At 72.9% G+C, this 9007-nt stretch carries 9 protein-coding genes and 1 pseudogene; 5 read left to right on the forward strand and 5 right to left on the reverse strand.

Annotated elements, in window-relative coordinates; all coding sequences use genetic code 11:
- A pseudogene (locus SZ60_RS11925) lies at positions 1-349 on the reverse strand (hypothetical protein); the annotation flags it as partial.
- Between the two features lie 107 nt (positions 350-456).
- A complete protein-coding gene (locus SZ60_RS16595; RefSeq protein ID WP_052505366.1) occupies positions 457-1962 on the reverse strand; it encodes a CvpA family protein in 1506 nt (501 codons plus the stop codon).
- Positions 1963-2129: 167 nt separating this feature from the next.
- Here SZ60_RS16595 and SZ60_RS11935 point away from each other — a divergent pair, with 167 nt between their 5' ends.
- The 4 genes from SZ60_RS11935 to SZ60_RS11950 all read left to right on the forward strand — a co-directional run bounded on the left by SZ60_RS11935 (position 2130) and on the right by SZ60_RS11950 (position 6005).
- Entirely contained in the window at positions 2130-3038 is a 909-nt protein-coding gene (locus tag SZ60_RS11935; RefSeq protein WP_082060106.1) for a CoA ester lyase, read from the forward strand.
- A 168-nt stretch (positions 3039-3206) separates the two neighbouring features.
- On the forward strand, positions 3207-3881 hold the full coding sequence (locus SZ60_RS11940; protein ID WP_043596219.1) for a PadR family transcriptional regulator: 675 nt from the start codon (positions 3207-3209) through the stop codon (positions 3879-3881).
- A 186-nt stretch (positions 3882-4067) separates the two neighbouring features.
- Positions 4068-4949: a DNA/RNA non-specific endonuclease gene (locus tag SZ60_RS11945; protein WP_043596220.1), complete on the forward strand. Its 882-nt coding sequence runs from the start codon at positions 4068-4070 to the stop codon at positions 4947-4949.
- Between the two features lie 60 nt (positions 4950-5009).
- Positions 5010-6005: a hypothetical protein gene (locus SZ60_RS11950; protein WP_043596222.1), complete on the forward strand. Its 996-nt coding sequence runs from the start codon at positions 5010-5012 to the stop codon at positions 6003-6005.
- A 384-nt stretch (positions 6006-6389) separates the two neighbouring features.
- On the opposite strand, the gene SZ60_RS11955 is transcribed toward SZ60_RS11950, so the two are convergent.
- Positions 6390-6749 carry a hypothetical protein gene (locus SZ60_RS11955; protein WP_043596232.1) on the reverse strand — a complete coding sequence of 120 codons (360 nt, stop codon included), beginning with the start codon at positions 6747-6749 and terminating at the stop codon, positions 6390-6392.
- 248 nt (positions 6750-6997) lie between these two features.
- Here SZ60_RS11955 and SZ60_RS11960 point away from each other — a divergent pair, with 248 nt between their 5' ends.
- Positions 6998-7735 (forward strand): trypsin-like serine protease, encoded by a 738-nt coding sequence (locus SZ60_RS11960; RefSeq protein ID WP_043596223.1) that lies wholly within the window; start codon positions 6998-7000, stop codon positions 7733-7735.
- A 164-nt stretch (positions 7736-7899) separates the two neighbouring features.
- On the opposite strand, the gene SZ60_RS11965 is transcribed toward SZ60_RS11960, so the two are convergent.
- Together SZ60_RS11965 and SZ60_RS11970 are read right to left on the reverse strand one after the other, a co-directional pair.
- A complete protein-coding gene (locus tag SZ60_RS11965; protein WP_043596225.1) occupies positions 7900-8424 on the reverse strand; it encodes a GNAT family N-acetyltransferase in 525 nt (174 codons plus the stop codon).
- A 40-nt stretch (positions 8425-8464) separates the two neighbouring features.
- Positions 8465-9007, reverse strand: a 543-nt coding sequence (locus SZ60_RS11970) for a M23 family metallopeptidase (protein ID WP_043596227.1), incomplete at its 5' end; no start/stop codon positions are given.

A 9007-nucleotide genomic window follows, 5' to 3' on the forward strand; every position in this document is an offset into this window, starting at 1 on the left:
AGTAGTCGACGTTGCCGCCGGTGATCGGGAACGAGAACGTGCCGTCGGTGAAGGTCGCGGTGCCCACCGCGCCGGGGGTGAGGCCGAGGGTCGTGAGGGCCTCGACGAACGACGCGTCGACGGCGACCTGGGTGTCGACACCGTTCGACAGGTCCGGGATGGACGCCGCGGGCAGGAGGCTCTCGCCGGGGCCGGGTTCGCGGGTCTGGTTGACGGGGTGCGTCGGAGCCGTGTTGTTGCTCTCGGAGTCCGAGGTCGAGGCGCAGGCCGCGAGCGAGAACACGAGGGCTCCGGTGGCGACGACACCGAGGACGCCTCGGCCGAGGGGGGAACGGAAGGGGGTGCGCATGAGTGGTCCTTGTCTGTGCTGCCCGGTGGGGTTGATCGGTGTTCGACGCCCGGGCCGCGTCGGATGGGGCGAGGGGGCGACCCGGCAGGTGCGCCCCCTCGCGGTGCTCAGTCCTGTTCGGAGAAGAAGCGGTCGACCTTGCGGTGGTACCGCTGACCCAGCAGGCCGCCGAGGACGGCTCCGGCGAAGCTCAGCACGACGACGAGGGCGAGCCCGATCAGACCGGCGAGGGACGACGACTGCAGGTCGTCCATCGAGGGCACGAACGGGTTCGGCGACGACGAGTCACCGGACTGGGTGCCGACGACACCCACGACGACGGCCAGGACGATGGTGATGACCACGCCCCAGAGCCAGGTCGCGAGGCCCTGCTTGAAGCCGCTGAAGCGCGCGATGCGCGACGCCGTGTACCCGCCGACGAGGTACCCGAAGAAGATGATCGCGAGCACCACGATGCCCGAGGTCAGCGCCAGCACGTCGGCGTTGTCGGCCGTGAAGCTGCGCAGGTCGGTCATCGCGGTCGACCCCGAGGCGACCCCGCCCCAGGCCGCCAGGACGCCGCCGAAGATCGTGATCATGACGAGGCCGAAGCCCGTCGCGGCGAACCAGCCGAGCAGACCGGCGCCGAAGCGGATGCCGCCGAACTCCTCTTTCTGCTGGGCGAGCAGCTCACGGCGCACCGACACGTGGTCGATGCCGGAGTCCTTGATCAGGGGGTAGGCGTGGGAGCCGGTGTCGCGACCGGCGGCGGCACCCGCAGCCGCGCCTCCTGCTGCTGCCGCGGTCGGTGCGACGGCGGTGGGGGCGTCCTGGCCGAACGAGGGCTGACGCTCGGCCGCGGCGCGGTCGGTGGCGTCGCGCTCGGCGTCCGAGCGGTCGTCGACCCACCCGTCGTGCGAGGACGAGGAGGCGCCGGTCGCCGCGGTCGCGGACGCCGCGGTGGCCGTGTCGTCACGCCGGTCACCCGTGGCGGGGTCCCCGGCGCGGGCGGCCTCGGCGGCACGGAGGGCCTCGTCGTCGTGCAGCGGTCGGCGCGTGCCGTCGGAGGAGGCGGACCAGGCACGCTGGGCGGGCTCGGTCGGAGCCACCATCGGGACCGCCTCGGTGGGACGGCCGGACGAGGCCGCGTCCCGGTCGGACTCGGAGAGGACCTCGGTGTCGCGCGCGTCGGGGTCGGCCGACGAGCCGGCATCGGTCGACGCGTCGGCGTCGGAGTCGGCGGCTCGGTCGGACGCCGTGTCGCCGGGGACGTACTCGGCGGGCACCGACTCGGGCAGCGCCTCCTCGTCGGACGGGGCGGGAGCGCCGGACGCATCGCCGGTCGCACGGGCCTCGGCCACGACCGGGCGGTCCTCGGCGTCGGCGATCGGGGCCTGCTGCGTGGGGGCGTCGCCGCCGAAGTCGACGGCGGGGGGCTGCTGCGTCGGGGCGTCGCCGCCGAAGTCGACGGCGGGGGGCTGCTGCGTCGGCACCTCGGAGCCGTACGGCACCTCGGTCTGCTCGACCGTCTCGCCGGTCTCGTCGGACCGCGGGGCGTCGTTCGTGTCGCCGTGCTGGGGATCGCGTCCCTCGTGGTCGGGGCGGTCGCGCCGCGGATCGTTCGCGTCGGTCATGGCTCACTCCTGTCGGTGGGGTCGTTCCCTGGATCTGTGATCCGCCTGAACGTTACGCCCGAACGGCACCCCGGGCCGGGAGCCCCCGCCCTGACCCGGAGGACTCACGGGCCCGGACGAGCCGGTAGCGTGGACCGGACCGCCGAGCGACGAAGGACGACGACGTCATGACCGACACCAGCCAGATCCCCTCCGACCCGACCGCGACCGACCCCGCGGCGACGGCCCGCCGGGGCCCGGCGGCCGGCCGCACGCGACCCAAGCCCGACATCGCCCGGTCGTGGCTGCTGGTCCCGGGCACCGCCCCCGACCGTTTCGACTCGGCGCAGGCCTCACGCGCCGACCAGATCGTCCTCGACATCGAGGACGCGGTCGACCCGGCCCGCAAGCCCGCCGCGCGCGACGACGTCGTCGCCTGGCTGACGGGCGGCGGCGAGGCCTGGGTGCGCATCAACGACCGCTCGACCGACTTCTGGTCCGACGACGTCGACGCCCTCATGGGCCTGCCCGGGCTGCACGGCGTCATGCTCGCCAAGACCGAGGCACCCGAGCACGTCACCGAGACCTTCGACCGCCTCGGAGGCGCGGTGCCGGTGCTCGCGCTCGTCGAGTCGGCCCTCGGCATCGAGGAGAGCCCCGCCATCGCCAAGGCCCGCGGCGCGTTCCGGCTCGCGTTCGGCAGCGGCGACTACCGCCGCGACACCGGCACGAGCGCCGACGACCTGGCCATGGCCTACCCCCGCTCACGCCTCGTCGTCGCCAGCCGCATCGGCGGGCTGCCCGGCCCGATCGACGGCCCGACGGTGGGCAGCAGCCACCCCGTCCTGCGCGAGCAGTCCGGGGTCGCGGTCGCGCTGGGCCTGACCGGCAAACTGTGCCTCGACGTCGAGCAGCTGCCCGTGATCAACGAGGTCATCAGTCCCACCCCGTCCGACGTCGCCTGGGCGCAGGACTTCCTCGCCGACTTCGAGGGCCGCGGCCGGGTCATCCGCGACGGCAGCGACCTGCCCCGCCTCGGTCGGGCGCAGAAGATCGAGAAGCTCGCCTCGGCGTTCGGGGTGCAGCCCGCGAGCTGACCGCACGACCGAAGGAGGCGCGTCCCACCCGGGATGCGCCTCCTTTTTTTTCGTGCCCGGAACACGATCGAGGCATTGACACGCGATAGTCAGCGACATATCTTTGACACATCGCGACAGGACGTCGCGATCACGACTTCTCTCCACCTGACCCGAAAGGAGTACCCCATGGGTACCGACTTCACCACCGAGAACCACGGCGACCCCCGTCGCCGGCACCACGACTTCCCCGACGCCCGACGCGACCTCCCCGGCCGCGGCGAGGGCCACGGCCGCTTCGGCCGTCCGTTCGGCCGCGGGTTCCGCCCCGGCCCCGGCTTCGGCGGCTTCGGCCCCGGTTTCGGCCCCGGCGGCCCGGGCTTCGGCCCCGGCGGCTTCGGGCCTGGCCGCGGCGGACGCGGCCGGGCCCGACGCGGCGACGTGCGCCTCGCGATCCTCTCGCTGCTGTCCGACGCCCCGTCGAACGGCTACGGCCTGATCAAGGCGATCGCCGAGCGCACCGACGGCGCGTGGAAGCCCAGCCCCGGCTCGGTCTACCCCACGCTGCAGCAGCTCGTCGACGAAGAACTCATCTCGTCCGACGAGGCCGCGACCACGAGCGCCTTCACGCTGACCGAGGCGGGCAGGGCCTACGTGGCCGAGCACGCCGACGAGATCGAGAAGGCCTGGGCCGCGACGGCCGACGACGCCAGCGACACCGACCGCGAGTTCCAGACCAGCCTCATGAAGCTGATGGGCGTCGTGAAGCAGTTCCACCACGACGGGAGCGAGGCCCAGCGGGCCGCCGCCACCGCCAAGCTCGACGAAGCCCGCCGCGCGCTCTACACGATCCTGGCGGACTGAGCCCTCGCGGACTGAGCCCTCGCGGGCTGGGCCCTCGCCTGTCGGTGACGTGAGCATCCGAGGAGGCGCGGTGTGGGGATCCCCCCACATCGCGCCTCCTGTGCGTCGTCGCGGCGCCGACCGGACCGATGTCAGGGGTCGTGGGCAGGATGGCCCCACGAGAACGACGACCTGCCGGAGGCGCCCATGAGTACCAGAGACGACCCCACCACCGCGAACCCCGTCGGGCTCGATCGTGCGGGGTACGACCCTTCGTTCCTCACGGTCGACGTGCCCTTGCCGGCCCTCCACACGCTCGCGCGAGAGCTGCCGTACGTCCACTTCACGGTGCTGCTCGACCCCGTCCGGCGGTTGGCCGCCCTGACGGCGGTCAACATCGACGGGTCCTCGCTGCTCGACCTCGGCCGAGGCGACGACTGGCACCTCGACGAGCGCGTGCCCGACGACGAGCAGACGGGTCCCGAGGTCTACGCCTCGAACGACCTCGACCGGGGGCACCTGGTCCGCCGCCGCGACCCGGTCTGGGGCGAGCCGGTCGTCGCGGCCGCGGCGAACGTCGACACGTTCAGCTTCACCAACGCCGCACCGCAAGCCGCCGAGTTCAACCAGTCGAGAGAACTCTGGCTCGGCCTCGAAGACCAGGTGCTGCAGTACGCCTCCACACACCGGCAGCGGTTGACGGTGTTCACGGCACCCGTGCTGCTCGACGACGACGCGCCCTACCGCGGCATCCGCCTCCCGCGTCGGTTCTTCAAGATCGCGGCGTGGACGACGTCGGACGGCGGTTCGCTGCGCACGGCGGCGTACCTGCTCGACCAGTCCCCCGAGCTCGACGGCGTCGACCTCGAGGCCGCGTTCGCCCGCGCGCACGAGCAGGGCGACCCACCGCCACTCGGGCCGTACCGCACCTACCAGGTACCCGTCCGTGACATCGCCGAGATGACCGGCTTCGACCTCGCGCAACTCGCCGAGGCCGACACCCTGCGACCCGTGCCCACGATCGAGCCGCCGGACGGCATCCGCGAGGGGTGGGTGCCGCTGACGTCGGTCGACCAACTGTCGTTCTGAGACCGGCGACCCCGGCTCGTCCAGGGGGCTCGCATCGACTCGTGCCACGATTCTCGGGCCATGGCACCGAACGACCCAGATCCCGTCGACCCCGTCGAGCCCCCCGACGCCACATCGCGCGGCGACGCCCGACCACTGCCGCCCGAGATGCCCATCAGCCTGACGATCCTGCGCGACGAGGACGCGCCTCCGGTCCGGGCCGCGCCGTGGCGAGAGGTCCGGGTCGCCTTCCTCGTGCCGACCACCTCGACCGATGCGGCCTCCGGCGTCCGGCACCTGCTCGACGAACCCGAACTGCACTTCTCACCCGGGTTGCGCCAGGGGACGCTCGCGCTCATGCCCCGCCGTTCGGCGCTCCTCCGGGTCGTGCTCGAGTGGGAGTGGTCGGTCGAGGCCGCGTCCTTCTCCGTGAACTCCTTCGAGCCCGAGCCCTTCACGTCCGACGAACGAGACGCTCTCGAGTCGTGGTTGCGGGCGACGGCCCGCAGGCTCCACGTGTTCGAGGGGGCCCTCGCACGAGCTGTCGCCCGGGTCGACCACGACGTGGCGCGGGGCATCGACACGAGCTCTCCCGAATCCTCGTCGGCCGGCGCCGCGGCCGTGGCGCGGGCAGCAGATGCGGTGACGGGAGCGTCCGGTTCGGACGATTCGCGGCCCGGGGGCGTCCGAACCGACGATCTCGCGACGGCCGGCCCGGCCGCCACGACGATGCGGACGGCCACCCTCGGCACGAGGCTCGCCTCGCCCGCCGCCGGAGCCCCCCACCCCGTGGTCGACGTCACCCTGCCGGACGCGAGCGACCCCGGCTGGGAGGTCTTCGTCGACGCCACGAGCCGTCAGACCCTCGGCTACCGCCGGACCCTCGACGACGACGGCAACGCCTACGCGTTCAGCTACCTCGTGGCCGACGACGTCGACGACGTCACGCCCGACGACCTGGTCGACTGGCACGACCAGCACATCCAACGACAACTGCTCGTCGAGGACGCCCGCCAGGCGTACGTACACCTGCTCGCCGGGCTCGAGCCGCCCGTCTCGGTGCAGTACACGGTCTGACCGGCCGGCGCCGCGCCTCCTCGTCGGCGGTGTGACCGACCCGCAGCGCGCCTCCTGGTGGATGGCCTGACCGACGAACGCCTAGCCTCCTCGTGTGCGATCCGACCGACCCGCGCCGCGCCTCCTGGCCATCGGTTCTGCCCGCGCGGCTGGCTCTCGTGCACTCCTCGTCCGGCGCAGCACCCGGTTGACGTGCAATTCGCGACCTCGGGCAACCCCTCAGACGTGCCGAACCCGACAACAGCCCGACGACGCGCCGCTCACGTACCCCTCAGGACGGCGTGTCGACCCCCGGATGTCGCGAATTGCACAAGAGCGGAGCCGCAGGGGGCCGTAGGGAAGAGGGACGGGGGGAAGAGGGGCGCGGGAACGGTCGAGCCCAGGTCAGGGGGCGACGTCGACGATGGCGACGAAGCGGGTGCCGACGCCGTCGACCTCGGCGCGCACGACGCCAGGCTCGGGCTCGGGCAACTCGTCCGCGCCGTGGTCGTCGCAGCTGAGGTAGGTGTACTCGGGCCACCACTTCTTGGGGCGTGCGGCCTCGTGGTAGCCGCAGACGACGCACTCCAGCTCGACCCAGACCGGCTTGCCGGTGCGGTTCGCGCGGGACTGCACCAGCCAGGGCGGCGGCGTCCGTTCCATCGCGACGAGCTCGTCGACCGTCATCTTCGGCGGCAGCCCGTGGCGCTTGGCCATCTCGAGGGGGATGTCCAGTCGCAGGGCGGCGTCTCGTCGCGTGATCACCCGCACACGCTACCCGCCCGCCCGCGTCCGCCGCGAGCAGCATGTCTGTTGCCACGCGCAACACCCGGCGTCAAGTCGGCCAGAGTGCCGACTTGCCCCCGGACGAGGGCCAGGCGGAAGCTCGACCCAGGCGGGACGTGCCCGATCCACCGGGTCGGTCGATCACCGGACCGCCCGGCCGGCACCGCCGGCCGGCACCACCCGACACGCACCACCCGACACGCACCACCCGAACCAAGGGGAACCACATGAAGAAGTTCGTCGCCGCCGCCCTGACCGCCGCGGCCCTCGCCGTCGGATCACTCGGGGTCTCGACCTCCGCCGTCGCCGCCGGCCCCGACAACACGATCCGGTCGACGGACATCGTCGGCGGCCAGAAGGCACCCACGACGCCGTGGGCCGTGCAGCTGGTCTTCCGGACCGGGGGCACCGCGAGCTACGCCTGCACCGGCGAACAGATCAACGCCAGCTGGGTGCTGACCGCCCGCCACTGCATCGACGGCGTCACCTCGATGCAGGTCTACCACTCGAACAGCACGACGAACCCGGGCACCGCGATCGCCGTCGACCGCGTCGCCGCCGCCCCCGTGGGCGACATCGCGCTCGTGCACCTGAGCCAGTCGAAGACCCTCGGCAGCTACCCGTCGCTGAACCTCGGGTTCCAGGCGACCTCGTCGGGCACCGGCACCATCATGGGCTACGGCCTGCGCGCGAACTCGGTGCAGTCCGACGGCCTGTACCAGGCGACGGTCGGCCTCACCGGCCGCAGCACCGACGCCTACGGCGGGGTCGCGCAACACCTGAACGGCACCACCGGCGCGGCGAACCACGGCGACTCGGGTGGCCCCCTGATCGTGAACGGCCAGATCGTGGCCGTCTGCTCGACTGGCGACGAGGCCGACCCGGGCGCGAACACCCGCGCCGGGTCGAACTACGCCGTGCTGTCGCAGAGCGCGAGCTGGATCCGCTCGACGGCCGGCCTCTAGTCCGCCGGCGGGCCGGTCCGTCGGCGACGAACGACCACGGACGCCCGGCCCCCACGGCCCCGCCCACCCACGAAGCGCAGGAGGCGCGCCCCGGTCACGTGACCGGGGCGCGCCTCCGTCGTCGTGGCGACCCGCGCCTCCTCGGCGGCGTCGGCCGCCGGACGTCAGACGATCGGCTTCTCGAAACAGATCGACTGCGGGATGGTCGTGACGTAGGGCTCGTAGGTCGGGATGCGGGTGAACCCGATCTTCTCGTAGAGGGCGACGGCGTCGGGCTGGCGATCCCCGGTCTGCAGGATGAGTCGGCTCGCACCGCCCTCGCGGGCGACCGTCTCGAGCTCGGCCATCAGGAGTCGGCCGATGCCGCGGCCGCGCTGACCGTCCGCGACGATCACGCGCTTGACCTCCCATTCGCCGTCCCGGCTCTGCACGAGGGCGTGGCCGACGGGCGTGCCGCCGTCGGCACCGTCGTCGGCGACCACCAGCACGGTGGCCAGCACGTTCGACGGGTGGACCGTGAGGGCGGCGTTCCGCGCCTCGACGACGGCGACGGGCTCGACGACGTCGCGGTGGTAGCGGACGGTCATCTCGGCGTCCATGGCGTCACGCAGGGCGACGGCACGGGGGTCGTCGAAGGCGACGCGTTCGAGGTGGAGCGGGGGCAGGGCGGAGGGAGCGGTGTTCGTCACGAGACGATTCTGCCCCCTCGGGCGGGACCCGGTGGACGTGCTACAGGCGGACGCCGCGCGCCGACATGAACGGCACGGGGTTCGTCGAGGCGCCGCCGACGCGGGTCTCGAAGTGCAGGTGGCAGCCGGTCGAGTTGCCGGTCGAGCCGACGAGCGCGATCAACTGGCCCGCGACGACGCTCTGCCCACGGGACACCTTGATGCCGCCGTTGACGATGTGGCCGTAGGCGGTCGAGACGCCTCCGCCGTGGCTGATCTGGATGTAGTTGCCGTAGCCGCCGGTCAGGCCCGCGAAGGTCACCGTGCCCGAGGTCGCGGCATAGATGGGGCTGTTGCAGCCGGGGGCCAGGTCGATGCCGTCGTGCATGCGGTAGACGCCGGTCACCGGGTTGACGCGCATGCCGTAGCCGCTCGACATGTAGCCGGCGCTGGGACGCACCCAGCCCGAGCCGGTCGAGGCACCGCCGCCACCGGACGAACCGCCGCCGGTCGACGGAGCGGGTGCGGGAGCGGAAGGCGTCGAGGGCCGGGCGGCGGCGGCCGCGGCAGCCGCGGCGCGCTGCTGACGGAGGGCCTCGGCCTG

The sequence above is a fragment of the Frigoribacterium sp. MEB024 genome (assembly GCF_000878135.1).
Classification (GTDB): Bacteria; Actinomycetota; Actinomycetes; order Actinomycetales; family Microbacteriaceae; genus Frigoribacterium.